25 protein-coding genes and 2 tRNA genes are annotated in these 26770 nt (G+C 42.2%); 16 read left to right on the top strand and 11 right to left on the bottom strand.

Annotated elements, in window-relative coordinates; genetic code table 11:
• Nucleotides 1-301: 301 nt before the first annotated feature.
• The 3 genes from WCW66_06295 to WCW66_06285 form a co-directional block, all read right to left on the bottom strand.
• Nucleotides 302-847, bottom strand: coding sequence for a hypothetical protein (locus tag WCW66_06295; protein MFA6392319.1), 546 nt, complete (start codon nt 845-847; stop codon nt 302-304).
• A 614-nt stretch (nt 848-1461) separates the two neighbouring features.
• Nucleotides 1462-1671 carry a hypothetical protein gene (locus tag WCW66_06290; protein MFA6392318.1) on the bottom strand — a complete coding sequence of 70 codons (210 nt, stop codon included), beginning with the start codon at nt 1669-1671 and terminating at the stop codon, nt 1462-1464.
• A gap of 38 nt (nt 1672-1709) precedes the next feature.
• Nucleotides 1710-2261, bottom strand: a complete 552-nt coding sequence (locus WCW66_06285; protein MFA6392317.1) for a hypothetical protein — start codon at nt 2259-2261, stop codon at nt 1710-1712.
• A 359-nt stretch (nt 2262-2620) separates the two neighbouring features.
• Between WCW66_06285 and tsaD the strand changes: the two genes are divergently transcribed.
• From tsaD to WCW66_06270, 3 genes are all read left to right on the top strand, one after another.
• The gene (tsaD, locus tag WCW66_06280) at nt 2621-3646 is read left to right on the top strand and encodes a tRNA (adenosine(37)-N6)-threonylcarbamoyltransferase complex transferase subunit TsaD (GenBank protein ID MFA6392316.1); all 1026 of its coding nucleotides are present in this window, start codon (nt 2621-2623) and stop codon (nt 3644-3646) included.
• Between the two features lie 28 nt (nt 3647-3674).
• A complete protein-coding gene (locus WCW66_06275) occupies nt 3675-3983 on the top strand; it encodes a hypothetical protein (GenBank protein MFA6392315.1) in 309 nt (102 codons plus the stop codon).
• Nucleotides 3984-4069: 86 nt separating this feature from the next.
• Nucleotides 4070-7189: a class I tRNA ligase family protein gene (locus tag WCW66_06270; GenBank protein ID MFA6392314.1), complete on the top strand. Its 3120-nt coding sequence runs from the start codon at nt 4070-4072 to the stop codon at nt 7187-7189.
• 180 nt (nt 7190-7369) lie between these two features.
• Here WCW66_06270 and WCW66_06265 read toward each other — a convergent pair whose 3' ends face one another.
• The 4 genes from WCW66_06265 to WCW66_06250 form a co-directional block, all read right to left on the bottom strand.
• Nucleotides 7370-8932, bottom strand: a complete 1563-nt coding sequence (locus tag WCW66_06265) for a hypothetical protein (protein ID MFA6392313.1) — start codon at nt 8930-8932, stop codon at nt 7370-7372.
• A gap of 76 nt (nt 8933-9008) precedes the next feature.
• On the bottom strand, nt 9009-10673 hold the full coding sequence (locus WCW66_06260) for a hypothetical protein (GenBank protein ID MFA6392312.1): 1665 nt from the start codon (nt 10671-10673) through the stop codon (nt 9009-9011).
• Between the two features lie 23 nt (nt 10674-10696).
• Nucleotides 10697-12478, bottom strand: coding sequence for a GspE/PulE family protein (locus WCW66_06255; protein MFA6392311.1), 1782 nt, complete (start codon nt 12476-12478; stop codon nt 10697-10699).
• 80 nt (nt 12479-12558) lie between these two features.
• Complete coding sequence (locus tag WCW66_06250; protein MFA6392310.1) at nt 12559-13701, bottom strand: DHH family phosphoesterase; 1143 nt, start codon at nt 13699-13701, stop codon at nt 12559-12561.
• A gap of 179 nt (nt 13702-13880) precedes the next feature.
• Between WCW66_06250 and tsaE the strand changes: the two genes are divergently transcribed.
• From tsaE to WCW66_06195, 11 genes are all read left to right on the top strand, one after another.
• Entirely contained in the window at nt 13881-14327 is a 447-nt protein-coding gene (tsaE, locus tag WCW66_06245; protein ID MFA6392309.1) for a tRNA (adenosine(37)-N6)-threonylcarbamoyltransferase complex ATPase subunit type 1 TsaE, read from the top strand.
• Between the two features lie 58 nt (nt 14328-14385).
• Nucleotides 14386-14814: a polymer-forming cytoskeletal protein gene (locus WCW66_06240; protein MFA6392308.1), complete on the top strand. Its 429-nt coding sequence runs from the start codon at nt 14386-14388 to the stop codon at nt 14812-14814.
• A 33-nt stretch (nt 14815-14847) separates the two neighbouring features.
• On the top strand, nt 14848-15618 hold the full coding sequence (locus WCW66_06235) for a diacylglycerol kinase family protein (GenBank protein ID MFA6392307.1): 771 nt from the start codon (nt 14848-14850) through the stop codon (nt 15616-15618).
• Nucleotides 15619-15865: 247 nt separating this feature from the next.
• Entirely contained in the window at nt 15866-17674 is a 1809-nt protein-coding gene (gene infB, locus WCW66_06230; protein MFA6392306.1) for a translation initiation factor IF-2, read from the top strand.
• An 11-nt stretch (nt 17675-17685) separates the two neighbouring features.
• Nucleotides 17686-18024, top strand: a complete 339-nt coding sequence (gene rbfA, locus WCW66_06225) for a 30S ribosome-binding factor RbfA (GenBank protein ID MFA6392305.1) — start codon at nt 17686-17688, stop codon at nt 18022-18024.
• A 70-nt stretch (nt 18025-18094) separates the two neighbouring features.
• Nucleotides 18095-19066, top strand: coding sequence for a DHH family phosphoesterase (locus tag WCW66_06220; GenBank protein ID MFA6392304.1), 972 nt, complete (start codon nt 18095-18097; stop codon nt 19064-19066).
• 74 nt (nt 19067-19140) lie between these two features.
• Nucleotides 19141-19716 (top strand): ATP-dependent Clp endopeptidase proteolytic subunit ClpP, encoded by a 576-nt coding sequence (clpP, locus tag WCW66_06215; GenBank protein MFA6392303.1) that lies wholly within the window; start codon nt 19141-19143, stop codon nt 19714-19716.
• Between the two features lie 348 nt (nt 19717-20064).
• Nucleotides 20065-21591: a ribonuclease Y gene (gene rny, locus WCW66_06210; protein ID MFA6392302.1), complete on the top strand. Its 1527-nt coding sequence runs from the start codon at nt 20065-20067 to the stop codon at nt 21589-21591.
• An 11-nt stretch (nt 21592-21602) separates the two neighbouring features.
• Nucleotides 21603-22406 (top strand): TIGR00282 family metallophosphoesterase, encoded by an 804-nt coding sequence (locus WCW66_06205; protein ID MFA6392301.1) that lies wholly within the window; start codon nt 21603-21605, stop codon nt 22404-22406.
• Between the two features lie 46 nt (nt 22407-22452).
• Nucleotides 22453-22737, top strand: a complete 285-nt coding sequence (locus tag WCW66_06200) for an HU family DNA-binding protein (GenBank protein MFA6392300.1) — start codon at nt 22453-22455, stop codon at nt 22735-22737.
• A gap of 279 nt (nt 22738-23016) precedes the next feature.
• On the top strand, nt 23017-23520 hold the full coding sequence (locus tag WCW66_06195) for a hypothetical protein (protein ID MFA6392299.1): 504 nt from the start codon (nt 23017-23019) through the stop codon (nt 23518-23520).
• Between the two features lie 173 nt (nt 23521-23693).
• Here WCW66_06195 and WCW66_06190 read toward each other — a convergent pair whose 3' ends face one another.
• Both WCW66_06190 and WCW66_06185 read right to left on the bottom strand, forming a co-directional pair.
• Nucleotides 23694-24032: a hypothetical protein gene (locus tag WCW66_06190; protein ID MFA6392298.1), complete on the bottom strand. Its 339-nt coding sequence runs from the start codon at nt 24030-24032 to the stop codon at nt 23694-23696.
• A 32-nt stretch (nt 24033-24064) separates the two neighbouring features.
• Nucleotides 24065-25255, bottom strand: coding sequence for a hypothetical protein (locus WCW66_06185; GenBank protein MFA6392297.1), 1191 nt, complete (start codon nt 25253-25255; stop codon nt 24065-24067).
• A gap of 179 nt (nt 25256-25434) precedes the next feature.
• Here WCW66_06185 and WCW66_06180 point away from each other — a divergent pair, with 179 nt between their 5' ends.
• Both WCW66_06180 and WCW66_06175 read left to right on the top strand, forming a co-directional pair.
• Nucleotides 25435-25923, top strand: a complete 489-nt coding sequence (locus tag WCW66_06180) for a hypothetical protein (GenBank protein ID MFA6392296.1) — start codon at nt 25435-25437, stop codon at nt 25921-25923.
• 38 nt (nt 25924-25961) lie between these two features.
• Nucleotides 25962-26354, top strand: a complete 393-nt coding sequence (locus WCW66_06175; GenBank protein MFA6392295.1) for a hypothetical protein — start codon at nt 25962-25964, stop codon at nt 26352-26354.
• A gap of 95 nt (nt 26355-26449) precedes the next feature.
• Here the strand turns inward: WCW66_06175 and WCW66_06170 are convergent.
• A tRNA-Val gene (locus tag WCW66_06170) sits at nt 26450-26526 on the bottom strand.
• A gap of 29 nt (nt 26527-26555) precedes the next feature.
• A tRNA-Ile gene (locus tag WCW66_06165) sits at nt 26556-26632 on the bottom strand.
• Between the last annotated feature and the right edge of the window lie 138 nt (nt 26633-26770).

Here is a 26770-nt window from a genome sequence, read left to right as displayed (position 1 = left end):
TAGGAATTGAAGGGTTGAAGCGAGACAAACCTGTACCGAATGGTACAGGAGCAGTCGAGCGATCGGCGAGGCGCCGGTGGCGCGTCGCCGCAACCCAGGACACAATTCCCCTAGGCGGTACCATCAATAAATAAATTAATCCTCCAACCGGAGGATTTTTTGTTATTAATAATTCGATGAATTCTATCTCTATACTCCCAAAAATAAAATCCCCACACGGTATGTCCTGTGAAAGACACGCCGTGTGGGGGGGGGAAGACTTGCCCCGGTGAAGACCGGGTTCAAGGGAGTAAATGGGACATTAGACGTTAGTCCCCGAAGGTCTGGTTTCGCAGCCTACGAGCCAGATCCAGTGCTCGGAGCAGAATTCAGGGCGGCGCAGGCAATAATACCACCCGGAAGAATTGCAATGAAGAACCGGGTAGTGGCCCTCCCAGTCAGGATTCGCGATTCCGATTCCCGGCCTTTCGCCCTGTACGGGATAGGCGCGACGGAAGGCCTCCAGCCACTGGGATTCGGGTGTGTACATACCTTGTCTGGCCACCTCCCGGCAGATTCCGCTGACATCCGGCCGATAGCCGACCTTGACGAGCTTGAACCGGCGAGTTTGCCGGCCCTCTTTCTTCGGCTTCAGTCCGTAATACCGGTAGTTCTTGAACTTGAAACTGCCGGCGAGCTTGTCGACCATCCATCTGTGTTCGGAGTTGTCGCCCCTGATCGTGAGCTCGAACTCGACGCCGAGATCGGGAGGTTCGATGAACACAGGACGATCTGAAGGATTGGGGGCATATCCGTAGATTTCCCCCGCGGGCTCCTGTCGCCTTTGACCGCCTGCTTCGCGTTCCATCTCACGTTCTCTCTGGCGATCTTCCCGTATTGTTTCCCTGAGCACCTGTCCGAAAGACTTCATTTTCCACATGACCGTTCTCCTTCTACTTTCGGTGGATGATCTCATACTTCACGCCGTATGCGTGAAGAAATGAAACACCACACTGTGAGCTACAGATTTCTGAGAGCGTGACAAAACACTCACAAAACACTGTAGCCCAAGATCTGTTATAAAGGTGCGACGAAACATCACACGTTAGCATTTTGGAGTGGAATTGTCAATGGCAAGGGGTGTGAAAAGTAGTCTAAACTAAATGCACCACCTTAATGGAATGTAAGGTTTTAGACTTACCAATGTTTATAAAGCTAAAGCTTTGTATCCCAAAATTATTTAGAACCTGCGCTCTGACAAGCATAGGCAAGTATTGGCGCGACGTCGGCGTCGCGCCTGCTTGATCAATCTGCTGAAACCAAGATTACTTGAAAATTCTGAGCAAAAAATATTTTGAAAAATAAAAAACCCCGCATCCATCATTCGTTTACTACGAAGACAGGGGCGGGGTTATGCGATTTGTCCAAGGACTGAGATCAAGGGCTAAAGAAAGCCCAAGCGCTCAAAGTCCAAAGGGCTAGCTACTTGCCACGCGTATTAAGCAACTTGTGGATGATGACGGCGAACACGAACGCGATCACAACCAGAATCGCGTACAATGCCGCCGGACCTTTCAAGACCTCGAGTGTGAGCGGTACAGCGTCCTCCCTCGCAGCGAAGACGGCGGTGGACATGACGGTGGCCATCAGAACGACGGCAACGATCAGAGTGCGGAACTTGATCATCTTCATTTCCTCTCGTGGATGTTGCTGACCTGTGGGGTGCGATATTACCTCCAAGCGATGAGAGTGAGCGATCTGCCCCAATCTTGAATGGGCAGTTTGTCACCCCAGACCACGTTGGTCAGGAGTACAACCGTGACCACGAACTGGATGGACATTCTCGTCCACCAGCTGACTGACAGCTTGTTGCCATCATAAACACAAACAGGAACATAAACTAACGCCGACCACATCAATACGCAAATAAAAGTCATCGGGATCAACAAGAACAATCCTGGGATAAATAATCCCAGCGCGGATCCTCTATAGGTAATGGCGGACCGACAGATGCCGCCAGCAATCACACAGGCAGTTACGAGGAACAGGATGAACACTCCCATTTCCTTGAAACCTCGAAATTCCGCAATGGGAATCTCGATCGTGTTCGAGATGACGCACCCGATCACTGCGAGAATCAGGGCGTAAACAGCGAAGAACTCCTTGGTCGAGGTGGGACATAGGTATGTTCGCCCAAAGTCTACTCCAAGGAAGAAGTAGAAGAGCTTTACGGTGATCAGTATCACCACAACCTGACTGACAAAAGCCGCGATCTTCTTCATGGCCTACTCCCCGCATTTAGGTCCAGCAAACGTGCGTCTCGGGAATTCAATCCCAGACGTGCTTCGGAAACATCGCCGTAGCGTTCAAGTTAGACTGGCCTTTCTTTCTAATCTGAACGCTACGGCAATATCCCGCTCATTTTTCAATGAACTATAAAACATGGCATCGTACATCTAAATGGTATTTTTGTCAACCCGGTTAGAGGAGTTCCTCTAACCGGGACAATAGCATTGTTATGGTTTAATAGCTACTTATTATCCCATCACATGACATGCAAAAGTAATTTCCGGTCGAGAATTTTTGTTTGTGATGATTAAATAAAATAGCATCAATCCTGTGTTTTTGTTACAATACATCTATGATAATTTTAGGCATTGAAACATCCTGTGACGAAACTGCCGCTTCTGTTGTAGAAGATATACGCGGTGTATTTAAAGTACGGTCAAATATTGTTTCATCTCAAATCAAAATTCACGCTAAAACCGGCGGGGTGGTACCGGAAGTTGCCGCCCGGGAACACATCAAGAACATTTTACCGGTTGTTAATCAGTCCTTGGTCTATGCAAAAATTTCAGCAAAAGATATTGATGCTATAGCTGTAACTACCGGTCCAGGACTGATTACCTCTCTGATAGTAGGAATAGAAACGGCAAAGACACTGTCACACGCTTGGGATAAACCGATTATTTCCATCAACCATATTGAAGCGCATCTGTATGCCAATTTTGCGAACAACCAAAAAGTAACGTTCCCTTTGCTTGCTCTGATCGTATCCGGCGGACACACTGAACTGATCCTGATGAAAAAGCATGGGCACTACAAACTGGTGGGTAAAACTAGGGACGATGCCGCCGGTGAAGCATTTGATAAGGTGGCAAAAATTCTGAAACTCGGCTATCCGGGCGGACCGATAATTTCCAAACTGGCAATGAAGGGGAATGAAAAAGCATTTGAATTGCCGAGGCCGATGTTGAGGGAAAAAAACCATGACTTCAGTTTCTCAGGATTAAAAACGGCTGTGCTTTATGCATCACAATCAAAAAAGCATAATTTCAAAAATAAAAATATAATCGCTGACATGTCCGCTTCATTTGAAAAAGCGACGGTTGACGTTCTGATCAAAAAAACAGCGCATGCCGCCAAAGTACACAAGGTAAAAACTGTTTTACTGGCCGGAGGAGTGGCGGCAAATAGGAGACTCCGGGCTGATTTGAAAAATGAACTAAAAAAAGAAGTACCAAAAGTAAAATTTATGCTACCAGATTTGAACTATTGTACTGATAACGCGGCGATGATTGCTGTTGCGGGATGCTTCCATGCCAAAAAGAAAAAATTCACCCCGATCAATAAAATTAAGGTCGATCCGAATTGGGAACTATCTTAAGAAAAAATAGTGTTATATAATAGAACAGATGGAAAAGAATAGAATTAAGAATAAAATGCAGGAAATGCTGGAAAATGTTTCCGCCGAGGAATACGATCCTTTTTTGGAGAGGCATTTTAATAACAGCCTTGAACAACTAAAGAAATTGGACGCCTGGCTAGATCAAAAAGGCATGAAAAAGGACTGGACACTGAATGAAAAATTGTCTTTCTTAAGAAATGTTGAAGCAAATATCAGGACCGGTACATCTTTCCGGAGAACACAGCTTTCTTGGGTGGCATTATTAATTGCTTTACTGGCTGCACTATTCGGTTTCGTTATCGGGATAGTCATCTAACTGCATCCTAGAGATAGCGCCGTTTGGCGTTTTTTGTTTGTAATAAAGAGATGACGAGACTGCGATTTTAGGCTAAAATAGACTATATGAAAGAATTAGCAAAAGCATACGATCCGAAGCAAGTTGAGGGTGATATTTACCAAGTCTGGGAGGACTCCGGCTTTTTTAATCCTGACAATCTGCCCAAGAACCATAAAAAACCCTACTCCATTGTTTTGCCTCCGCCGAATGTCACCGGCAAACTGCATATCGGCCATGCTGCAGGACTTGCTATTCAGGATATTCTGATCAGATACAAAAGAAAGCAGGGATATAAAACCCTGTGGCTCCCGGGTATGGACCATGCGGCTATTGCCACTCAAAATGTGGTGGAAAAAAATTTAAAAAAAGAAGGCAAGACCCGCCATGATTTAGGCAAAGTAAAATTCCTAGGCGAAGTAGAAAAATTCGTCAACGAATCAAAAAAAACCATCACCAAACAGTTTAAAAGCATGGGTTCGTCACTGGACTGGTCCAGAGAAAGCTTTACGCTGGATGAAAACATTTCCAAGACTGTCAGAGAAGTTTTCAAAAAGATGTATGATGACGGTTTGATTTACCGCGGAAACCGGGTGGTTAATTGGTGTCCACGCTGTCAGTCCACGCTGGCAGATGATGAAGTGGAATACAAAGAAGTGAAGGCACCTTTTTATTATTTTAAATACGGCCCGGTTATAGTCGGTACGGCACGTCCGGAAACAAAATTTGCTGACAAAATAATAATTGTCCATCCGAAAGACAAGCGGTACAAAAACATCGTGGGTAAAGAATTTGAAGTTGAATGGATGGAAGGAAAAATCAAGGCAAAAGTGATCGCCGACCGTGCCGCAGACATGGAAATGGGTACCGGTGCTATGACCATCACCCCCGCCCACTCCCATTTGGATTTTGAACTGGCCGGGAAATATAATCTGGAGATAGAACAGATTATTGATAAAGACGGAAAGTTTACTGCAGCAGCCGGCTCGTTTGAAGGCGTGACTGCATCCGCATCCAGGGATAAAATAGTAGCCCTAATGAAGAAGAAGGGGCTGGTGGATCGGATTGATGAGGAGTACATTCATAATCTGTCTGTCTGTTACCGTTGTGGCACACCTGTTGAGCCGATGCTTTCCAAACAGTGGTTTGTCAGTGTAGGGAAAGTTGCCCCGGGAATGAAAAAGTCGCTCAAAGATGAAGCCAGGGATGTGGTAAAAAACGGCGAGATTAATATCATCCCGGATCGTTTTAATAAAACATATTTCCATTGGATGGATAACCTGCGGGATTGGTGCATCTCTCGGCAAATCTGGTATGGTCATCAGATTCCCGTTTGGTATAAAAAATTGGAACAGCCTGTTGAGATCACCTTTTTTGCACATGGCACAACAGAGGACAATGAGAAGGGTATTGCTTCCGGACAGTCCAATCCTTCCCTTTCTGAATTAGGGAAAAAACAATCCGTTGATCTGGGAAAAAATTTAAAGCATAAGCAGTTTGATGTGATAATCACCTCCGATCTCAGCCGTGCTATAGAAACAGCCGAGCTGGCATTCCCGAACGCTAAAAAAGTTCAAGATAAAAGGCTTAGAGAATGTGATTATGGCAGTCTAAACGGAAAACCCGGCAAGCTTTTCAAAGACATGAATTACTATATTGAACATCAGCACCCGGGTAAAGGAGAGAGTTATCAGGATGTTGAACAAAGATTAAAAAATCTGCTCGCAGATATTGCCAAAGATTATCCTGGAAAAAAAGTTGCAATCATCGCGCATAAATTTAACCAGCTTTCCCTGGAGATATTAATTAACGGGAAAACCTGGGAGCAGGCAATCGCGGAAGACTGGCGCTCCAAAAACGCTTGGAAACCGGGATGGAATTATCAACTAGAAACAACTGACACTTATGTAGGAGTAAGTGCGCCGGCCGGTAAAGGCTGGCAACAGGATCCGGATACTTTGGATACCTGGTTTTCTTCGGCTTTATGGACCTTCTCAACTATGAGTGAAAAAGATCAGAAAATATTCCACCCGACATCCGTGATGGAAACCGGTTATGACATTCTCTTCTTTTGGGTAGCGCGAATGATCATGATGACCACGTATATCAAAAAAGAGATTCCGTTTAAGGATGTATATTTGCACGGCCTAATCAGAACAAAAACGGGAGAAAAGATGAGTAAATCCAAACCGGAAACAACCATTGATCCTTTGGAAGTCTCCCAAAAATTCGGGACCGACGCCGTAAGACTTTCTCTCGTTATCGGATCAACTCCCGGCAATGACGTCAGGCTGTATGAAGAAAAAATAGAGGGGTATAGAAATTTTATTAATAAAATTTGGAACATCTCCCGCTACATACTGACAACTATCAAAATTGAAGACGTCCAGAATAAAAAGTTTGATTATAAAAAATGCTCGCTGTCAGATAAATGGATTTTAAGCCGGTTGAACAGATTAATCCAGGAAGTAACCGATGATTTGGATAACTACCGGATTGGGCAAGCCGGAGAAAAAGTATTTTCTTTCACCTGGGGCGAACTGGCCGACTGGTATCTAGAGATAACCAAAGTAGCACCGTCAGATCAAACTCCCCTAGTTTTGTATGCGTGCCTGGAAAACATCTTATCGCTCGCTCATCCGTATATTCCGTTTGTTACCGAACAGCTATGGCAGATGATGGGACATAAAGAACTTTTGATTATCAGCAAATGGCCGTGGGTCAGTGAAGAAAATATTATTAATGAAAAAATTGAAAAGGAATTTGCTGATTTGCAGGAAATCATCGTTAGACTTAGAAATTTCAAAGCGGAATATAATGTACCGCCGGTCAAGAAAATTCCGGTGTTTGCTAAAAACATTCTCTCCGATATGGAAAGGGGTATAATTGAAAAACTCGCCAGAGTTGAATTTACTGCAGAAAAAAATGAAAAGAGCTCTAACCTTACTTCTGGTAAATATTCTTTTTACATTTCAAATAATGACTTGATTGACGTAGAAAAAGAAAAAGCAAAAGCAGAAAAAGAGCTAGCAGAAAAAAAGAAACTATATCAGGCTTTAATGAGCAGGCTTGAAAATAAAGCTTTTCTTTCGAACGCTCCGGAAGCAATTGTAGCTAAGGAAAAGGAAAAGGCCCAGCAGTATCAAGAAGCGATTAATAAACTGGAAAAAAAGATTACAAACCTGTAAAACGATGGCTAGAAAATTTGAAACATCCCTCGAGGGTGCGCAGTTTCTGTGGGTTGCCAGCTGCAGCAAGTGCTATTGTCTAGACCCCGCGGTCAAACTCATACCCATCAACAACTTGATCGGCTAGCAAAGCGGACCCCATCACTCTGAGATCCGCTTTTTTATTTACCAATATTATTACTAGAAACTTATCGGGTATCCGCTACTGGCATTGCCATCGGCATCAACAACAAATAGATAGGCTTTTGCTCCGTCCGCAAAGGAACCCTGATTAACCGTAAAAGTGGTGCCGGTATCAGACCACGCGCTGGCTACCTGAATTTCCCGATGCGTATTAGTGGACCAATTTGCCGTGTCACCGATTTCAATGCGGGCCTGGGTGCTGTCAAAATAAATATCATCACCACGGATTTCACCAACCGCCAGTGGACTGCGCTCATCTGCTGTTTGATATGAGCCAAGTATCCACCACTGATACCATTCATTTACCGTATCGCGGGTAACAATATTATTCGCTTCAATGTCCAGATTGATCCCATTGCCGTTTGGTTGATGAACCCACATATGGTAAGAACCGTCAGCAACACCGGGAGTACTGCTTTGTTCCAAAAATAATTCCATGCGCACCCACTGTCCGTCAATTTCATCAATCCGTGTATTATAACTGTACCAATCATACATATTTTCATTTAGCTGATATCCCGTGCCGTTGGCATCACAATCCACTACACTGGCTCTCAAATAATTATCATCAGGAGGCGCGCCGAATCCGCTGTAAATCCCGGGGCAATTCCCCTGATTACCAAACTCCATCCACGGTTTAATATTCGCTGTCCGCTGGGAACTGGTCTGATCAAACCGCCACCAGAAAGTAAAATAGACCGAATCCACATCCGTGTAATACTGCAGAAATTTTGTGTAACCGGCAGAGGCGGAATAATTGAAGAAAGCATTTTTAGTGGAGTTATCCCTGTTAGAGGTATTGCCATACAGCGGATCGCCCCCGTTAGTCCAAACACTCCACGCCGGTCCGATAATCGGTTTGGTATTTTTGATTGTACTGCCGACAGAACCGTCCTCAAAATTATCCCAAACCAGCGGGCTGGCATTTGATTTGGAACCAAAATCACTACCGGATATGGAAATACTCTGCCCGTTAATTAAACTAGTATCGGATACGGAGATGATATTGAGTTCCCCGGATGAAGTACAACCCGGATCAACCCCTGGCACGCAGGGTGAAGAATCGATTGTTCCGGTCGGGATAGAATCAATGAATGCGGAACGGGCGCCCAATCCGTATTTGGTCATGATTCGGAAAGCGTCAGCTGGCCTGTCCAGATATTCCGCCTGATATCCGTTCCCAGCGGCAAGTCCGGGAGTGACATAATATGCTTCACCATGCGATTGCGGACGGAGAACAATTCTTCCTTGGATATGCGGAAACAAACGGGAATCAATGATCCGGTAAATTTGCCAAATATCATTAACTTGTTTAAAACCGGAATTGAAGTTTTCTTCTGAGATGCCCAATGACAAATTCTTCATTATCTCAAAAGCCTGTGATGGCCGTCCAAGATAATATTTTTGCCCCTGGTAAATATAATAAGCTTCTCCGTGCCGTTCCACATCCAGCAGGATACGACCTTCATAGTCAGATACGGCCGCTTTTGTACCAGTACCATAAAGACTGATAAATAAACCAATTACGATAACGAATGTGATGATTATTTTTCTTTTCATAGTCGTCCTATTATAGCAAATTGTGAATAAAAAACACCCCTTTCCGTAGAAAGAGGCATTTTTTTGCTAACTATAGTTATAAATTAAGAAACCCATTTTTGTCACAGCCAAAGAAATAGGTACTTCCATCAGCACAAGCACAATAGTCTGCTTTGGGGACACAATCAATTTCAGAATCAGATAAACTGTCCCACATACAACCAGTCATCTCCTCGCAATCTATCCAGTCCGTGATTGCTGCACACTCTTCAGCCCCTGCCTTCTCAGCTACAATCCATTCTCCACCATTAGCGGCACAAGTTTCACTTGTTTCCTCCTCATACATAGAAGTAGTATCCAGATCGATACTAACTGGCAGTTTTCCTTCCCCTAGCGGATTATAGCCACCGTCAACTTCGGATCCGTCTAGATAGCTGTCTCCGTCTGAATCAGGATTGTTAATATCAGTTCCGTAATTTGCCTCATCTGCATCAACCAATCCGTCTTCGTCAGTATCTTTTGGAGCAAACATCCCTACCACTTCAGTAATGGTCATTGCTGATTCAGGGGCGGTTATTTCCATCGGCTGATTGACATTACTTAAATTCATCAGCATTTCAACTTTTGTCTGACCGACTTCTGCTGTTCTTTGGGTTTCCGGCAAGACCGTATACATAGTAGCTTTTATCCTTCTAACCACATTATCATCTTCACCTACCCATATTTCTATATCCATATTATCAATTAGTGTCTCCATAGCTTTGATCATGTCAGGAGTAATCGGCTCTCCCAATTCCAGTTTGCTCAAATCATCCACACTGTTCAGATTCAGATTTGCAAATTGATCTTCTGATAAAACATTTTGTAGCTCGTATGTTTTAGCCATCAATTGCGCGTACATCGGTTCAAAATTATCCATATCCATCACCATTTGATAATGCATTGTCGCCTGCCCGTCCAGTACTTCTGATGGAAGTTTCTTACCCAGTTTTATAAATCCGGTATCAAAGGCAAAGCCGTAATTATCTGTAGAATACATCTCGTCAATCGTGTCCTGGCTTTCATAAGCCATGTCCAGATACTTACCGTATTCATCATCACCGGAAACTTTAATCCATTTGTTTTTTAACTCGCTGATTTGAGGAACAAATGTGGCAATTAGAGCCGGATAATCACTCAACATTCCATAGACATCCTCACCAACCTTCCTAAGTTCCAAACCTAAAGCCATCTGATTATTGCCCTGGCCGTAGATGCCGCTCATTTTAACATACCCGTTCATCGCCTTGATATCCTTGCTCATCATATCCAAATCAAAATACGATTCAACATTCAATTGCAGCTGTGCATCTTTTAATACACCACTGATCATGCTTTGATCAATTGGAAGATTACTGTTATTGATATCTACTACTGGTTGATGAACACCATCCCAAGGTTCAGTCTTGGTAGCAATCGCAATATTATATTTTGCCTTTTTTACAGTCTGCATTGCACCCATCATTTCACTGATGATTTTGTCTTTCTTGGAAGGCAAAAATGATATATCCAGATAACCTTCATAATTAGCATAAACAACCCCGCCGATCGCAATCACAAACACTGCAATCCCTATCGCAATAGAAATCATCAGTTTATTTTTTGGCATCGGGGCTGGACTAAAACCTGTTCTCAAATCCTGCGCAGTAATCGACGGTACCTCTGGCACAGGCGCAACATCCGTTTCTCCGTGGAAATTTGGTGATGGTTTTTTTCCGAACATAAATTTTTCTTAAATTTTAATAACTATTCTATAACCCTAAATATTTCTTTTACAGAGGTAATGCCGTCTTTGGCTTTCAATAGACCATCCTGCGCCATGGTAATCATTCCGTTTTTCACTGCCACCTCTTTCATTTGGTATTCTGATACTTTACCGGAAAGCACAATCTCTTCAATTTCTTTATTCATGGTAAATATTTCATAAATACCAACCCTTCCTTTGTATCCGACATTATTACAAGCCGAACAACCTCTGCCTTTATAGAATTTTAGATTATTAAGATCAACTTTTTCACCGGAGTTTTCGGGAATTTCTGATAGGATTTTTTTTATTCTCGTTAATGTATTTTCATCCACTATTTCTTCTTCTTTGCATTCTTCGCAAATCCGGCGGACAAGTCTTTGCCCGACCACTGCGTTCAAAGCCGGTGCCAATAAAAAAGGTTTGACTCCCATGGACATAAATCTCGGGATTGCCCCCGCCGCATCATTGGTATGAATAGTAGAAACGACCAAATGCCCGGTTAACGCCGACTGTATGGCAATTTCGGCAGTTTCCAAATCTCGGATTTCACCGACCATAATGATATCCGGGTCCTGTCTTAAAATTGCTCTGAGACCTTGTGCAAATGTATATTCTTTCTGACCACCGCCTCCACCGGATAATCCGGCCTGCAGTGCCGCTTTTAAACCTTCGTTTTCACTCTGTTGAGAAGTATGGATTTGGCTTTGAATAATACCTTTCAATTTGTATTCAATCGGATCTTCAAGCGTTATAATTTTTGTACTTGTAGTATTAAGCTTATTTAAAATTGCGTACAGTGTCGTGGTTTTTCCGGAACCGGTCGGACCGGTTGTTACGATCATGCCGTTTGGACGCTCGGCTTCCCGTTTTAAATCCTCATATGCCTTACCCCGGATCCCCAGACTGTCAAATTCCAAACCGGCAACGGAAGACATCAAAAGCCTCATCACGACGCTTTCCCCATATGCCGAAGGCAGGGTTGAAACTCTGACGTCGATCTTTTCTTCGGTTAGCTCGATGGTGATTCTGCCGTCCTGAGGGATATCCGTAATATTCAGTTTTAATCCGGAAATAAGCTTTACTCTGCTGATTAATTTTGGCCAGACTTCTTTCCCTAAAACAGCAACAACCTGTAAAACCCCATCAATCCGAAATCTGATTTTAACATCCTCTTCCTCCGCCTCAATATGAATATCCGAACTTCTTGCCTGAATTGCCGAGGACAATATCATTGTCATCATATCCGTGATTGAAGCAGATTTTAGCTTTTCATCAAGTTGAGTAAAAGACTTTATTTCCTGCTTATAGCGATTTATTTCCTCCTCGGTAATCTCTACATTGCCGGTAAATGCCTTAATTTTAGGAACAATTGAATATAATTTATGTGCATGTTCAAAACTATAATCTGAGATTAAATATTCAACCTTTCTCAGACTCGGGTATTTTGTATTCAATTCATCAATAATAGCCCTGCTTTTCTGATTATTCATATCGACAATGCCGAATCGAAGCTCTTCGTCCGTCCGATAGAAACAAATGATTTTTGCTTCCAGCGATTTCTGTTCGGGTATAACCGAAATAGCTTCAACCTGTATCGGGAAACCTTTCAGACTCATATAGCCGACACCGGTCATAGCTGCTTTTTCTGCAACTAATTTTTCCTTTTCTTTAATGTCTATATCGTGAATCTTTTGATCCAGTTTTTCTTCAGTCTCTTCGGAAGAAATATGGATAGTTTGTTTGTTTGACCCATTTCGCAGGTCATCAATTGTTTTTATCATACGCTAATTATAACTAATCTTGGGCGTATTGTAAAAAAGCGAGCTTTTATCGCTCACTGTCATTAAAATTCTGGATTTTTTTATCTGACGGGCGGAACCGTTCTGATGGTATTTAAAACTTTTTGCTCAGCTCCCGCCAAATCAGCAGCACTGATCGTAATTCTTGTAAAATTCTTTGTCCCTACCGGATTGTATTCTGACAGTAATTTTATCGCGTCAACAGCAGCAGGCGTACTGATGATTGCGCTGTATTCCCCTTTAGTCTTTTCGAAGAAGATAATAACGGTTTCCGCTTCCGGAGCATCGATAATTAATTCATCAATAACACTCAAAACATCCTCCTCACTTGAAGAACCGGATTTTATAAAATCCTCTTCATTTAATAACGACCAAAAAATCTTATTTTGCTTGTCTTGTTTTAGTCTGGCCAGTGCCCTACCCCACAGCTTCAATGTCTCTACGGACTTTGTTTGGTAAAGATGGCGGACAATTTCTTCCCGCCGCGCGCCAGAGGAAATAAGATGGCTGGCGATCGCTAGCGAGCGGGGTGTGACTGAGGCAGTCTGAAAACTTTTAGTTTTTGATATTATCCCCGCCAATAAACTGGTTGCTATATATTCATCCAGAATATTCTCTTTCCAGTTTTTAATCATTTCAAATACAATTTCTGAAACAGAAGTAGCGGTAAGATCAATCAGGTTTATTTGCCCGAAATTCTCATTCGTCGGACTGTGATCAATGTTAATGATTGGAGTATGGTAAAAAAACTCTGTGTTGTTTTCATACAGCTTGCCCAGAGATTCTAAATCGGGAGTGTCGAGAACAAATACTAAACTGTATTCGTAATCCGATGAGGAAAGACTGACATCTTTTTCCCTGAAAGTTCCGTCCTTTGGAGTAATATAAATATCGAGTTGATCATTTTTTATATCATAACTTAACTCCTCAACCTTAGTGCGGGAGACATCCAGAGAAATGATAAATTTCCTTAAAGAAGTTAGATCGGAAATAATTTCCTTGCTTTTGGGTAGAAACTGATTATGCGGAGGCAGTGTAAATTCTGAACACACGACTTTGACTTTTTTATCCAATTTTTCCAAAACCGAAAATAGCGCCAGACCAGCAGCTACCGCATCCGTAGTCGGATCTTTCGGCAGGCAGACCAGAATATTTTGACTTTTTTTTACGTTCTCATGAATCTGCTCTTTGGGAGAAAGCATCATAACTATTAACTCTAATATACAATTAACTTATAAAAACATAAGTAAATTACTATATAGTATTTGATTATATATGTCAAGCATTGCTAAATATCCAACCGATTGCCGACTCATCCCCAATGCTATCAAAACCGTCATAATCCTCTGGCTTTGTTGTATTATTCTCTGTTATAGTAGTAAGTATGATAGAAACCAAGAAAAAATACTATACCGAAAACGAAAAACAAACCAAAGAAATCGGCATGGAGCTAGGCAAGCAAATCACCGGCGGAGGCATAATAGCGCTGTACGGCAATCTGGGGGCGGGTAAAACAGTCTTTGTTAAAGGTGTTGCCAAAGGCCTCGGTATCAAGAATCGTATTACCAGCCCAACCTTTGTTTTTTGGCGGGTTTATAATTTGTCAAAAAAACGGCTGAGATATTTCTGCCATGTCGATCTGTATCGGCTACCTGAGCCCAGCAATATACAATCTATCGGCATCGAGGAATACTGGGGGCGCAAAGATACCGTCTGTCTCATCGAATGGGCGGAGAAAGCAAAACGTCTGCCGAAAAAAAATATTTCGTTCAAGGTAAAAATAAATATTTTAGAGAAAAACAGCAGGTCAATCGAAATCATTAATTTTTGACAAATGAGCAAGAATTAGCTACAATTAGGGTGATATTTTTATTATTAATTATCCAAACATGTTCAAAAATCAAGACAATGAAATGACAGAAAAAGAGACCGAAACAATCATCGGACCGTCGGTTAAAGTTGAGGGGGATTTTCATGGCGAAGGCAGTATTGTTGTTGAAGGACAAGTTGTCGGCACGCTTAAAACAAACCAAGATTTAAAAATCGGGACAAATGCCAAAATAAAAGCCGACTTGGAAGCGGCAAATGTTTTAATCTCCGGCGAAGTAATCGGTGATTTATATGTAAAGGGTAAAACCGAACTGAAAAGCACAGCTAAGGTAACCGGCAATATTAAAACTAAAATTATTTCCATTGAAGCGGGCGCATCACTGAACGGCAATTGCGTTTGCGACCAGAACGATACAATGGAAATAAAAGAAGAGGCACAAAAATTGAAGACTAGAACCGGAAAGAATGATAAATCGGAAACGATTTAGTTAAACTGCTAACCGAAGCTTGTTGAAGAAGCCATGTATTACTATCTCTATGATTCTTTCTTGAGCGATAAGAAATATGCTCAAACCCTGGCGAAGATCGAAAACCGATTGATTGATTTAGGTATCAACGGAAAAATTGAAAAAATGAATGTTTTGAAGAGTATTAAAGAGGTTATCAACGATAGTGTAAAAAATGGTGTCGATACAATAATTGCCGTAGGGTCGGACAGAACTTTTTCCAGGGTATTCCCGGCAGTCGCAAATCAGACGGGTGTAACTTTCGGCTACATCCCGATAGAAAACAGTACCATCGCAAAAATACTGGGCATCCCCGTCGCCGAAAAGGCATGTGACGTGCTTTCCGCAAGAATCATTGAGAGAATTGATATCGGTAAAGTAAATGATCAGTACTTTTTTTCAAGCTTAGAAGTTCCGGAAGCAAGCAATGTATCTCTGGAATGCAACGGCGGACATTTTAACATTTCATCCACCAGTAAAACAGACCGCATCCAAATCTGCAATCTTTCATACGCTCCGATCGACACGGAAAGACGTAAAAATGTCTGCAATCCGAAAGACGGATTCCTGGAAGCGGTTTTTACACCGAAAGAAAAAAGCGCTTTCGGTAAAGACAAGCTTGCTACAAAAAAACAGAGCGTTTTTCCTATCCGTAAAATCAAGATTATCAGTGAGGAAATTGTATCACTGATTGCCGATGGAGAAACAATTGTGAAAACACCAGCCACAGTCGAAGTGTTGAACAAAAAGCTCAATATCATAGTCGGCAAGGAAAGAAAATTCTAACAGCAATACCGCGGGGATCTGATACCCTCATTCCACAGTAAAAACAACCTAAAGATAAAAACAAAAATTACCACGAGAGATGTGCGTATTTTTTTAATATGAGCCCCGGAAGAGTTGGCCCGAGCATTTGAAAAACAAATGCATCAGATTGACCCGGGCCATATGCATTTTCAAAAAGTGCATTGGCATCGGGTTGACCAAATAGCATTTTTCAACTATCCTATAGTAATATTGACTGATATCTAATATGACTGAAACAACAGAAAAGAAGGAAGTTTCCATCCCGGAACAAATCGTAATCAAAGAATTGGCGGAAAAAATGAATCTGCCGGTTACCAGCCTGATTGCGGAATTAATGAAAAACGGGATCATGTCCTCCATGAACGAGCGGATTGATTTTGATACGGCCGGCATTATCGCGGAAGATTTGGGTTATACCATCAAAAAGATTGAATTAGAAGAAAACGGCGAAAGCGAAGACGTTAAAATTCTGGAAGATGCGCTAAAAGACGATACCCAAGCCGAAGAACGCCCGCCGGTTGTTGTTGTTATGGGGCATGTTGACCATGGTAAAACCAAACTGCTGGACGCCATCCGAACCACCAATATTGTTGACGATGAAGCGGGCGGAATTACCCAGTCCATCGGAGCATATCAAATAGAAGACAAGGGCAAATTGATCACGCTCATCGATACCCCGGGCCACGAAGCATTTTCGGCCATGAGAGGGCGCGGAGCACGCGTCGCTGATATTGCCATTTTAGTTGTCGCCGCTGATGACGGAGTGAAACCACAGACCAAAGAAGCGTATAAAATAATTCAGACCACCAAGCTCCCGTTTGTCGTTGCAATCAACAAAATAGATAAGCCAGAAGCGAATGTAGAAAGAGTTAAAAAAGAACTGACGGAAATGGGAATCGTTCCGGAAGAGTGGGGCGGTAAAACCGTATTTGCTGAAATCTCCGCAAAAGATAAAATAGGCATATCCGAATTACTGGATATGGTTTTATTAGTCGCGGAAATGGAAAAGAAAAATATTGTAGCAAACCCGGACCGGGAAGCAGTCGGCACGATCATCGAATCGCATATTGATAAAGGAGCCGGACCGCAGGCGACTGTTTTAGTACAGACCGGCTCACTGAAAGAAGGCGATAACATTATCGTCGGCGATGTTTACGGCAAAGTAAAAGCACTGAAAGATTGGCGCGGGGAAATCGTAAAATTAGCCGGTCCTTCCAGGCCGGTACAGATCCTTGGTCTGAAAGGAGCGCCAAAGGTCGGAGATATTTTACGTACTACCAAAAACCAAGCGGAGATTAAAGATCTGATCAAGAAACAAAAAGAGATTTCATACCAAAAAGAAAAAGATCAGCAAATCGTCCAAAGAAACACAGAAAATGAAAATTCAGAAAATGAAGAGACAGAAAAAAAGGTACAGGATTTAAACATAATTTTGAAAACGGATACTCTCGGATCACAGGAAGCAATTATTGAATCTTTAAACAAACTGAAGCATCCGGAAGTTAGAGCAACAATAACATCTAAGGGACTGGGGAATATAACAGAAAAAGACATTATCCAAACTGATTCAGCCGGCGCTTATTTAATCGGTTTCAACGTTGTTCTGACCACGCACGCGCAGGAGATCCAAAGAGACCGCCAGGCGAATGTTAAATTGTATGACATAATTTATGAACTGCTGGATTTTGTAAAAGATGAACTGGAAAAAATGCTGTCTCCGGAACTGATTCAGACCGAGCTCGGCAAAGTGGAGATATTAGCAATTTTCAAAAACGAGAAAGACGGTCAGATCGTCGGCGGCAGAGTAAAACAGGGCAAAATAGAAAATAACACCAAAGTCCGGATAATCAGAAATAATGAAAAAATCGGATCGGGCCATATTGTGCAACTGCAATCGGACAAGAAAAATTCAAAAGAAGTCCCGAAAGATTCGGAATGTGGAATGAAAATTGAAACTCACGCCGTAATTCAGGTTGGAGACAGCATAGAAGTATACCGTGAAGAGAAAAAAGCTCGAAAAATAGAATTCAAATAACAGGAAAGGCCATGCCTTCCCAACGGATAAAACAGATCAACGAACTTATCAAAGAAGAACTCGGTTCTATTATGAACAGGGAGATCGAGTTTTCTTCCGGTAGTCTGGTTACCATCACCAAGGTAGAAACCAGTCCGGATTTAAAGCATGCCAATATTTCTGTTTCCATATTGCCATTCAGCGCAAATCAGCAGATAAGACACGAAATTGAACGGGAAAAAGGCAATATTCAGAAACTGCTCGGCGACCGGATAAAAATCAAATTTATCCCGAAAATTCACTTCCGTCTGGATGAATCAGAAGAAAAAGCGCAACATATCACCGACCTGCTTGACACAATTAATAAATAACTCTAAGATAGCATGTTTTCCAAATACGGAAGACGATTAGAGTGATTTATGGCTTTTTTTAATCTATTATATGTACCAAAACGCTAGTCTTTATAAAGAAATATTCGACAGACTCTCCGAATCCGAGAGAACGCTTGTAATTGCCCACCAAAACCCGGATGGCGACGCTGTCGGATCAATGCTAGCAGTCACCCACTTCCTGGACCAGACCGTCGGGATTAACCACGTTTTTTGCCTGACTGAACCGATGGATTCATTCAGTTTTTTGCCGGGCGTAGAAAGAATCAATACTGATGCAAAAATATTTAATGAACATGAATTTGATACGATAGTAATTCTGGATTCCGGAGATTTGAAATATTGCGGTATTGAAATCCATATTGATAACCTTACATACAAGCCAATAATTATTAATATTGACCATCACCCGACCAATACAAATTTCGGGCATATCAACCTGGTGGAAACCAACGCGGCATCGACTACCGACATTCTTTACCGGATTTTTGAACACAACCGTTTTAATATTTCCAAAGATATGGCCACCTGTTTGCTGACCGGGATCATGACTGATACCGGCAGTTTCTCTAACCTCGGCACTACTTCACAGTCGATTCAGAATGCATCAGAGCTTTTGATCAACGGTGCGCGCAAACAGGAAATAATCAACAACACATTAAATATCCAATCAATCGGAACACTGAAGCTCTGGGGCAGAGCATTTTCCAGACTGGTTAAAAGCGATTATACTGATGCGGTAATGACGGTGATCACCCAAAAAGATTTTGAAGAATGCGGAGTAATTAATGACAGTGCGGAAGGGATTGCAAATTTTCTAAACAATTTACATGGTGCCAAAGCCGTACTGGTCCTGAAAGAACAAAAAGACGGTACAATTAAAGGAAGTCTCAGAACGACACAGGACGGGGTGGATGTATCGGTTTTCGCCCGACTGCTCGGCGGTGGCGGACACAAAAAAGCGGCCGGGTTTACGATTAAAGGCCGGATCAAAGAAACGGCAACTGGCTGGCGGATTGTCTGATGTCAAATTGACAAAAAAGACGGTCATCGTATACTGAGAGATGTCCTTTATTTAAAAAGATTAATATAAAAACTATGCATCTTATCCCTACCGTTATCGAAAAATCCAACATGGGTGAACGGGCGTATGACATTTACTCGCGTCTTTTGAAGGAAAGAATAATTTTTTTGGGCGACCCAATTGATGACAATATCGCCAACACGGTAATTGCCCAGTTGCTTTTTTTGGACTCTGAAGATAAGAAGCGGGATATTAAACTGTATATCAATACTCCCGGCGGATCCGTTACCTCCGGCATGGCTATTTACGATACGATGCAGTATGTCAGCCCGGATGTTTCCACCATCTGCGTAGGACTGGCCGCTTCCATGGGTGCCACCCTGCTCGCGGGCGGTAAAAAGGGAAAAAGATTCGCCCTGCCGAATTCGGAAATCCTGATTCACCAAGTGATGGGCGGAGCGGAAGGCCAGGCGGTTGATATCAAGATCCGTGCTGAGCATATTTTAAAGATCAGAGACCGGTTGAACAACATCTTAGCAAGTCACACCGGACAACCACTGAAAAAGATTGAAAAGGACACTGACCGCGACTATTTCATGACCGCGGAAGAAGCAAGAAAATACGGCATAATCGACAGAATTATCCAATAAAGCCAATATTAGCGACAAAAAACCGTCCTGTGTGAATTCGAAGAGGCGGTTTTTGCTTTTATTTCAGCTATTTAGGACTTGCCAACGCCAATCGGCTATGCTAGTATTTACTGGCAAATAAATTAACTAGTTAATCTAAGAATCTTCACTAGGAAAGTGGATTGCTCAAAGAATCAGATGACATCATTTTACATTATATTCTCAAACTTTATCAAAACAAATCGCCAATCTTTATTGGATGGTTTTATGGAAGTTGGAAATATCAATTCTTTGTCTCTTAAGCAAAACATATAGTTTTGTCTATTTACCTATCGTGAAGATTCCCTAATAAAACAGGAGAATCTTTTTATGGAAAATTTAATCTTTATCATCACTTTAGCCATCGCCGCTCCGATCGGAATGGTGATTGGTTATTTTGGCCGTAAGCAAATGGCAATCCGGCAAGTTGACTCTGCGGAAGCAAAGGCGGAATCAATCGTCAAAGACGCAAAAGCGCAGGAAAAAGAAATTGTTCTGCAGGCGAAGGATAAATCGATCAGCATCATTGAGCACGCCAAGCAGGAAGAACAGGCCAGGATGACGGAAACCAACCAACTGCGCAAGCGTTTGGAAGACCGGGAAACACGTTTTGACCAGAAACTGCTTGATCTGGAAAACCAACAACAGCGCGTCAGAGATAAGGCAAGTCAAGTTGAACAAATCAAAGTAGAAATTCAGAAGATTAAGCAGGAACAGATATCAAAACTGGAGAGCGTAGCCGAACTATCCAAAGAAGACGGAAAAAAACTGCTGCTGGATCAAGTTGAACAAGAATCCAAAGACAATTTGGTACAACGCATCAAGAAGATGGATGATGTAAATGAAAAAGAACTTGAAATCAGGGCCCGTACCCTGCTCAGCACCGTAATCCAAAGATATGCCGGCACTCATGTCGCTGAAACAACCACCACCACTGTAACTCTGCCGAATGATGAAATGAAAGGCAGAATTATCGGTAAAGAAGGTCGCAATATAAAAACGATTGAACAAAAAACCGGTGTGGAAATAATCGTAGATGATACTCCGGAAGCAATTGTGATATCCGGATTCAACCCGATCAGGAGACATCTGGCGAAGCGGGCTTTGGATAAATTAATTTCAGACGGCAGAATCCATCCATCCCGCATTGAAGAAGCGATCGCAGAAGCAAAGATAGAATTATCCGCAGATATCCGCAAAGCCGGTGAAGACGCCGCTTATGAAGTGGGGGTTGCCGGACTTGATCCGAAACTTTTACAGATCTTGGGACGGCTGAAATACAGGACCAGCTACGGACAAAACGTACTGATGCACTCGATTGAAGTGGCAAATATATCCGCACTGCTTGCCCAGGAATTGGGTGCCAATGTTGCAGTCGCCAAGAAGGGCGGTTTGTTACACGATATCGGAAAAGCAGTTGATCATGAGGTACAGGGCGGACATCCGGAAATCGGACGGGATATTATGAGGAAATTCGGACTGCCGGAAGAAGTGGCATACATATCAGTCGCGCATCATGAAGACAAACCGACATCGATTGAGGGAATCATCGTAAAAGTTGCCGATGCCATCTCAGGCGCACGTCCTGGTGCCAGAAAAGACACCTACGAACAGTATATTAAGAGGCTCGATGAAATTGAACAGCTTGCCAATTCATTTGCCGGCGTGGAGAAATGCTACGCCATCCAGGCAGGCCGTGAAGTGCGTATATTTGTAAAACCGGAAGAACTGGATGATCTTGCATCACACAAACTGGCAAGAGACATTGCTGATAAAATTGAAGCGGAACTGAAATATCCGGGTGAAATAAAAGTAAACGTTATTCGGGAAACACGGGTTATTGAATATGCCCGCTAGATATATAAATCATGAAGTTAACTGTTCTCTTTTTCGGGGATGTCGACGGTAAAATAGGCCGGCTCGCAGTCAGCAAGATTTTGCCGTCCCTGAAAGAACAATACAAACCGGATCTCGTGATGGCCAATGTGGAAAATCTGGCGCACGGCAAAGGCATCACCAAAAAAACCCTGCAGGAATTACTGGACTCAGGAGTAGATTTCTGCACCTCCGGCAACCATATCTTCAAACGGGAAACCGGCCTGGCACTGCTCGACGATAAAGATATCCCGGTAATCCGCCCTGCGAATTATCCGGATAAAACACCGGGCAGAGGTTTCCAGGTGGTCGAAGTTGGAACAAAAAAAATACTTATGATAAACTTACTGGGCCAGGTATTTATCGATGAATACGGCGTTACTAACCCGTTTCACGTCCTGAACGAAATACTGGAACTTTACAAAAATACCGAACTGGCCGGAATAATCGTCGACCTGCACGCCGAAACCACCAGTGAAAAAGTAGCGATGGGCTGGCACGCGGACGGCAAGGTTTCCGCGATTCTGGGAACCCATACCCACGTTCCGACAGCTGATGCTAAAATTCTTCCGCAGGGTACCGCGTATATCACAGATGTAGGGATGGTCGGTGCCGCTGAATCGGTGCTCGGAGTAAAAAAAGAAATAATCCTGAACCGGTTTCTCCATGATGACAGAGAGCGGTTCGACTTCCCGGAAGAGGGATTAGCCCAGGTCAATGCGGTAGTAGTCCAGATAGACTCCGACACGAGAAAAGCGACCAGCATTGAACTGATTAACAAACAAATAGATATCTAAATTATTTACCCGTCAAATCTAAACGACGGCTAGAAGGAGGTTAAAAATGAATAAAGCAGAATTAGCAGACGTAATTGCAGAAAAACTAAGCGTGCCGAAGAAACAGGCGGAAGAGATGCTGGAGGTATTTGAAAATACCGTCATCTCCACCCTGAAAGCCGGAGGCGAAGTCAGCCTGACCGGATTCGGTACATTCTCCGCCAAGCGCAGAGAAGCCCGCATGGGGGTTAATCCCCAAAAGCCGACCGAACGGATACAAATTCCAGCAGTCACCGTTCCGAAGTTCAAGGCAGGAAAAACGCTGAAGGATTCCCTGAAACAGTCACAGTAGAAATAAATAAAAAAACCGAAACACCGCCATAATCTGGCGGTGTTTTGTGCCCGTTTAATAATGGTACATAACGTACATACACGCGGCTACCATTAAAGTTTTAGATAATCGGCGTCATTATATTTGCCCGCCTCGGCTATGCCCTGCAAGAATAGATTTTGATTTTACCCTAACCTATCCGTGTGCGGGCAATGAAAAGAAATTCTAATTTAATTGACATTTTGCTAAAATAATAATAATCTTAGTATAAAGAATTTATTAACAATTAACAATAATATAATGCCAGAATTTAAGGGAGAGGCTCCTGGTGCATTTGCAGATCAAGGTTTACCTGAAGACCATGATCAAGATGAAATAGCGACAAATCCAGAAGCAGAACAAGAATTAGAAGATAAAAGCGATCAGCAACTTTTAGACTTACTTACTGCTTTAGAAAAAACATCAAATAGGCATAGTAAATGGGAAGAGGAAGTCTTTGGAACACTTAAGCAAGAAGCGGCTGAAAGCCTACTTCAAATAAGGGATGCTAGAGAACTAGCCCGCGCCGAATTACCAGAATTGTGTGAAGTATTAGTTAAACGGGGTCTTGCTGTAAAATTGAATTTACGGCAAGTAATAGATGAACCTAAATCAGATGCTCGCCGCGAATTTGAAAAGATGACAGGCAAAAAATATGAATCCAATCAATTAGACTGGGGAGACATTGATCCTGAATTGAAAAGACAAGGAATGAGGACTATCCAAGATGGAGATAACGGAGACGTCTCTTATATACTAAAATGAAAATATTTCAAGCTTAATTGTTCTAAGTGAATAAAACGGAACATGGGCTGACCATTACGAAGTTCAAGGCAGGCAAAACACTGAAGGATTCCCTGAAACAGTCACAGTAGAAATAAATAACAAACTGAAAACACCGCCATAATCTGGCGGTGTTTTAATAATTTAAATTTTAATCAAAGAGATAGAGATTCGGTCCCCCCAAGAGATTCGGTCACCCAAAGTATTATTGGAAATAGCGTCAAACACATCGTAACAAAAACAAATTTCTTTACATCATCAGTCTTTTTAAAGTAAAAAAGGGCCCAATTTACTGCTATCATTAATAGCGGTACGGGGAACATAAATATTCCGGCCCAATCTTCACCAAAAAATAAAATATATAATCCATTAACCCACACAATATTAGATGATAATAATAAAATCAAGAATAATTTATCAGAAATTTTTTTCCTTCCTACCTTATTATGCGCTTGTGAATTCTCCACAATTTTCTTTGACTCTTTTTTTGACATAGTTATTTTATTAGTAATACAATAAATTATTTCTACTTAAATCCAGCATAATACAAACAAAGATCTCGTTCACTTAAGCCCGACCCTACTTCGTTCTCTAAATAGTCACAATATTCCGGTTTATTGTATTCATGTGCTACATTACCAAAACAAGAGGCCACCATATTAAGCGTTATACCAGAATCCAAAGGAGATATTTCTATATTCATTGATTTGCACCCTTCGATTGAAGCATTTTCCAGCGATTCTCCTTCAGTTAATGTATTAGTTAGACAATCTTTGTAATTATCATAGTTTAAACTGCCGAAACTTGTACTTCTACTTGCATCTCCAGTTAAATATATATTTGCACACTGACTAGGATTATTATTATATTTTGCAACATCATTAATACAATTCTTAGCATATATAAAATCATATCCGTAATCACTCTTGAAGCAATATTCCGCTTTATTATCTTTAATGGATAAAAATATTCTGCATGCATCACGACTGTCTATATTCGTAAATTTAGAACATTGTTCTATATCAGTAATACTAGAAAACACCTTTTTCAATTCGTCATAATCAATGAAATAATCTTCATTATACCCAATCTCAGAAACTTTCAAACTGTATTTGCAGTTTTCAATACTATCTGTCTTACCGAGCAGTTCACAATATTTTGGATCATTTGTTATGCTAGCATAATCAGATATGCACAAACCTTCTAATAAAAAAGGTTTTGCTATTTCCATGCATTTATCCAAATCATTTGTCAATTTAAGTACCTTTGAAAAACAACGCCCTAGCGGCAGATCTAATAATTGAATATCAGCATATTGTATCGCAATCTGCTTACAATCATCAAAAACCTTAGCTTCACTAGATAATTTATTTGCTATACTATAATTTGCAATATCTTTATCACTACCAATCCTATTATATTCTAATAATAACTTATTTGCTCCAAAATATAATACAGTAAAAATAATAAAAACAAATGATGAAACAATAAATAGTTTTCGTTTATCAAACCATTTGACTATAAGAAGAACCAGATTTACAAGTATCCCAAAAAACAATGAAAATCCTGCTATTATAAATGCCCAAGACCCAATAATCATTGAATAAATAAATAGCGGAAACCATGTAAGATTTGATAAAATATATAAACACCAAAATAACTTAGTAGAAATTTCTTTTGGCTTGACCATGCTATTTGATTCTTTTTGTTGAGGCATGTTATTCAGTGCTAGTTATTATTAATATATTATTTGGTGATTTTTTTGTTGTACTAACCTTAGTATAGAATACTCCAGAGAATTAAACAAAAACGACATTTAATATTGACAATTACCTATCAATAAGTTAACCTGACAAACCGTTCATTCTCGAGGTCTCAAGCTAGGAAGGTGAGGTAATGGCTACCAAACAAAAACACACCAGAAAACCAAAGCCTGAAGCCGTGCAGGACATTATTCACTCGATCACCGGTGGTGTGATCGAAGTGGAAGACGTGCTCTCGCTCGCCACCATCCTCCTCATGCATCGCCCCCAGCCCGGCGGACACATCCAGGTTCGCCTGAGGCCGGAATTCGTCCTCCGCAAGGAGGAACAGGTCAGGTACCGGCCGGGAGAGAACCTCCTCGAGTCAATCGCAAGGAGCACGACTCAATTCGGTTTCTTCGCAATGATCCGCAACTGCCTGCTAACCAAGGAACCGCACGACGGCCTGCTGTGGCTCAACCCGGGCGGTCCGCTCGAAGGCCGGGACGTCTTCACAGCCCGCGTTACTCCGCTGTTCACCGGCCTGGACATGGTCGGAAACGCCCGACGGTTCGCAGAGGAGATGTGCCCCTTCTGCAGCCACGTGCAGGTGTTTCCGCCAGAACAGATGCCGACCACCTAGTCCACGTCCACCGTTCAATACTTCGAAGGAGGTGTCTAATGCCCGAAGCACAGCGTACCCCATTGCCGGGGAAACAGCTAGCGCACACTCACTGTTTCAACATCGGCGTAATTGCAGAGTATATTACTCTCACCGTCGTTACGTACCCCAATGACAAGCCAGGCAGTGTCTTCATCACAATCAACAAGAATGGTTCAATCGTCAACGGACTTCTGGCCTACTTCTCGGAGGCCGTAACCCTTCTGCTACAATACGGCGTACCGCTGTCCGTGCTGGCGAGCGAATTCAAACGCGTTCAACTTGGACCACGGTGCAGCACTTCAGAGAATCCCGCACTGCCAGTCGTCAAGCCGATCATCGATTATGTCTTCCAATGGCTGGAGACGAGATTCGGTGACACCAGTGAGTCTGACGGTGATCCTGCCGCCTGACCTAGTAATTATTCGCACACCACTCGATTGCTCCGCAACCGAGTTTTTTTTATTATAAGTTTACCAAAACAAATAACCGAGTACTACCCGGCTAATGGTGGGTCCGAGAGGAGTTGAACCTCTGACCTCCACAATGTCAATGTGGCGCTCTAACCAACTGAGCTACGAACCCAAGTTATTATTTTATTACGTGGGAACAAATGGTGGGTGCGGATGGACTTGAACCATCGACCTCTTCATTATCAGTGAAGTGCTCTAGCCAGCTGAGCTACGCACCCATCATTTATTCCCTGCTATTTTATAACAGTACAATGCTATCAAAAAAGATTGGTTTTGACAAGACATTTACATTTATATTTCGAAATATATCATGTCAACAAATTAACCAATCCTTTTTGTCTTTGACAACTGGAAGG

This window comes from Patescibacteria group bacterium (genome assembly GCA_041664365.1).
Taxonomy (GTDB): Bacteria; Patescibacteriota; Patescibacteriia; order UM-FILTER-42-10; family UM-FILTER-42-10; genus JAHJEX01.
Note: the sequence above shows the minus strand (reverse complement) of the source record. Positions and strands in the feature narration are given on the sequence as shown.

What these genes read in the sequence shown, in the direction of transcription:
- WCW66_06285 (MFA6392317.1), bottom strand. Translation starts at nt 2,261, where the DNA reads ATGAAGAAGATCGCGGCTTTTGTCAGTCAGGTTGTGGTGATACTGATC.
- WCW66_06220 (MFA6392304.1), top strand. Translation starts at nt 18,095, where the DNA reads ATGTACCAAAACGCTAGTCTTTATAAAGAAATATTCGACAGACTCTCC.
- rny (MFA6392302.1), top strand. Translation starts at nt 20,065, where the DNA reads ATGGAAAATTTAATCTTTATCATCACTTTAGCCATCGCCGCTCCGATC.
- WCW66_06205 (MFA6392301.1), top strand. Translation starts at nt 21,603, where the DNA reads ATGAAGTTAACTGTTCTCTTTTTCGGGGATGTCGACGGTAAAATAGGC.
- infB (MFA6392306.1), top strand. Translation starts at nt 15,866, where the DNA reads ATGACTGAAACAACAGAAAAGAAGGAAGTTTCCATCCCGGAACAAATC.
- WCW66_06195 (MFA6392299.1), top strand. Translation starts at nt 23,017, where the DNA reads ATGCCAGAATTTAAGGGAGAGGCTCCTGGTGCATTTGCAGATCAAGGT.
- WCW66_06275 (MFA6392315.1), top strand. Translation starts at nt 3,675, where the DNA reads ATGGAAAAGAATAGAATTAAGAATAAAATGCAGGAAATGCTGGAAAAT.
- tsaD (MFA6392316.1), top strand. Translation starts at nt 2,621, where the DNA reads ATGATAATTTTAGGCATTGAAACATCCTGTGACGAAACTGCCGCTTCT.
- WCW66_06295 (MFA6392319.1), bottom strand. Translation starts at nt 847, where the DNA reads ATGGAACGCGAAGCAGGCGGTCAAAGGCGACAGGAGCCCGCGGGGGAA.
- WCW66_06265 (MFA6392313.1), bottom strand. Translation starts at nt 8,932, where the DNA reads ATGAAAAGAAAAATAATCATCACATTCGTTATCGTAATTGGTTTATTT.
- WCW66_06290 (MFA6392318.1), bottom strand. Translation starts at nt 1,671, where the DNA reads ATGAAGATGATCAAGTTCCGCACTCTGATCGTTGCCGTCGTTCTGATG.
- WCW66_06255 (MFA6392311.1), bottom strand. Translation starts at nt 12,478, where the DNA reads ATGATAAAAACAATTGATGACCTGCGAAATGGGTCAAACAAACAAACT.
- WCW66_06240 (MFA6392308.1), top strand. Translation starts at nt 14,386, where the DNA reads ATGTTCAAAAATCAAGACAATGAAATGACAGAAAAAGAGACCGAAACA.
- WCW66_06200 (MFA6392300.1), top strand. Translation starts at nt 22,453, where the DNA reads ATGAATAAAGCAGAATTAGCAGACGTAATTGCAGAAAAACTAAGCGTG.
- WCW66_06185 (MFA6392297.1), bottom strand. Translation starts at nt 25,255, where the DNA reads ATGCCTCAACAAAAAGAATCAAATAGCATGGTCAAGCCAAAAGAAATT.
- WCW66_06180 (MFA6392296.1), top strand. Translation starts at nt 25,435, where the DNA reads ATGGCTACCAAACAAAAACACACCAGAAAACCAAAGCCTGAAGCCGTG.
- clpP (MFA6392303.1), top strand. Translation starts at nt 19,141, where the DNA reads ATGCATCTTATCCCTACCGTTATCGAAAAATCCAACATGGGTGAACGG.
- WCW66_06250 (MFA6392310.1), bottom strand. Translation starts at nt 13,701, where the DNA reads ATGATGCTTTCTCCCAAAGAGCAGATTCATGAGAACGTAAAAAAAAGT.
- WCW66_06175 (MFA6392295.1), top strand. Translation starts at nt 25,962, where the DNA reads ATGCCCGAAGCACAGCGTACCCCATTGCCGGGGAAACAGCTAGCGCAC.
- WCW66_06260 (MFA6392312.1), bottom strand. Translation starts at nt 10,673, where the DNA reads ATGTTCGGAAAAAAACCATCACCAAATTTCCACGGAGAAACGGATGTT.
- rbfA (MFA6392305.1), top strand. Translation starts at nt 17,686, where the DNA reads ATGCCTTCCCAACGGATAAAACAGATCAACGAACTTATCAAAGAAGAA.
- tsaE (MFA6392309.1), top strand. Translation starts at nt 13,881, where the DNA reads ATGATAGAAACCAAGAAAAAATACTATACCGAAAACGAAAAACAAACC.
- WCW66_06235 (MFA6392307.1), top strand. Translation starts at nt 14,848, where the DNA reads ATGTATTACTATCTCTATGATTCTTTCTTGAGCGATAAGAAATATGCT.
- WCW66_06270 (MFA6392314.1), top strand. Translation starts at nt 4,070, where the DNA reads ATGAAAGAATTAGCAAAAGCATACGATCCGAAGCAAGTTGAGGGTGAT.
- WCW66_06190 (MFA6392298.1), bottom strand. Translation starts at nt 24,032, where the DNA reads ATGTCAAAAAAAGAGTCAAAGAAAATTGTGGAGAATTCACAAGCGCAT.